Origin of the sequence: Stenotrophomonas pictorum JCM 9942, from assembly GCF_001310775.1 — a bacterium.
Classification (GTDB): Bacteria; Pseudomonadota; Gammaproteobacteria; order Xanthomonadales; family Xanthomonadaceae; genus Stenotrophomonas; species Stenotrophomonas pictorum.
This window is the reverse complement of the sequence record NZ_BAZI01000507.1, coordinates 1-1,606: the sequence shown is the minus strand read 5'-3', so window position 1 is coordinate 1,606 and position 1,606 is coordinate 1. Positions and strand designations below refer to the sequence as shown.

The window sequence follows — 1,606 nt, the reverse complement described above, 5'->3', positions numbered from 1 at the left end:
GCGACCAGCGCGGCGCTGGCGGCCAGGCACAACAACAATTTGCGATGCATGAAAACTCCGGTTTGCGTTCGATACCCGATTCTAGGCGGGATGCACGCCGGCTGCCTGCTCAGCGCGGCGCACTTTCACCTTTGAAGCGCTGCGCCGTGGCGCCACTGACCGGACCGGTCCGGGCCGTGTCATGCACGTACAGGGTCACCTCACGTTCGAACACCAGCGCGCCCTCGACCACCGCATTGGGACCAATCACAACGCGCGGCTTGCGCGGTGCGGTCAGCGAGATGTTGAAGGAGGGGCGGCTCACCTTGATGCCGCCTTTGACATGCGAATCGATACCGACGGTGATGTCGCCGTTGACCGTTTCGATGTCGCCGCCGACCTGGGTGCCGACCAGCCCGATCGCACCATTCACCGTTTCGATATCGCCGCCGATACGGCTGCCGCGATCGACATAGATGCCACCGTTGACCGTTTCCAGACCCCGTTCGAGTACCAGGTTGCGGCCGGCGCGGATGCCACCATTGACCGTCTCGATCGCCCGGGCCTGCACGTTGTCTTCAGCGCGGATACTGCCGTTGACGGTTTCCACGCCGCGCACCTGCACGCCGCTGGCCAGCTGGATGCTGCCGTTGACCGTATCCAGATCGCCATAGCTGGCATTGGCCTCGGTGTGGATGCTGCCATTGACCTTGCTGATGTCATCGGCGGCCAGGACCAGCGGGGTGGTGGCTGTCAGGGCCAGCAGCAGAAATACACGTTTCATGCGACCTCCAGGAGGGGTATTCCGATGGACCGGAGCCGATGGCACCACGCTTGGTTACAATCCGCACCTGCCTGAAGTCATTGGAACCGCATTGCGCCCGACTTTCCACATGCGCCGCCCCGGTCAAGCAGCGATTCCGTCCCGGTGGCGTGGCAGCTGGCTGCTGGTGCTGGCGCTGGTGAGCGGGCCGCTGCTGGCGCAGACCGCGCCGCGCGATACGGAAAAGAAGCTGCAGCAGCTACGCGGCGAACTGAAGAGCGTTTCCCAGGAGCGCCGGCAGCTGGAAGAACAGCGGGCACAGGTCAACCAGCAGTTGCGCGAGGCCGACCAGAAGGTCGCCCGCAGCGCCCGCGCGGTGGCCGAGGCCGAGATGGCGGTAGCGCTTGAGCAGCGGTCACTGGCCGCGCTGCAGCAGCGCAGAACCGAGCTGGAGAGCGGTCTGGCCCGCCAGCGCCAGCAACTGGCCGCCTTGCTGCGTGGTGCCTATCAGCTGGGCACGCACGCGCCGCTGAAGCTGCTGCTGTCGCAGGATACCGTGGCCGATGCCAACCGCGAGCTGGCCTATCACCGTTACCTGCAGCGCGAGCGGGCGCGCTCGATCAGTGCCTTGACCGCGGACCTGCGGACCTTGGGTGAAACCGAGCAGCAGATTCTGGCGCGCAGCCAGGAGTTGCAACAGGCGCGCGAACAACAACGCCAGCAGGCTGCCGCGCTGGAACGTGACCGGCGCCAGCGGGCGACGATGCTGACGGAACTGGAGCGCCGTTACCACGATCGCAGCGAACGCGAAAAGGCGCTGGGCCAGGATGCGCGCTCGCTGGAGCGGGTGCTGGCCAACCTGCG

At 65.9% G+C, this 1,606-nt stretch carries 2 protein-coding genes; one reads left to right on the top strand and one right to left on the bottom strand.

What is annotated here, in order from left to right; translation table 11 throughout:
- Window positions 1-109: 109 nt before the first annotated feature.
- Window positions 110-763, bottom strand: a complete 654-nt coding sequence (locus JCM9942_RS15510) for a DUF4097 family beta strand repeat-containing protein (protein WP_054660750.1) — start codon at window positions 761-763, stop codon at window positions 110-112.
- Between the two features lie 109 nt (window positions 764-872).
- Here JCM9942_RS15510 and JCM9942_RS15505 point away from each other — a divergent pair.
- The coding region (locus JCM9942_RS15505; RefSeq protein WP_425478365.1) for a murein hydrolase activator EnvC family protein at window positions 873-1,606 on the top strand (734 nt) is incomplete at its 3' end.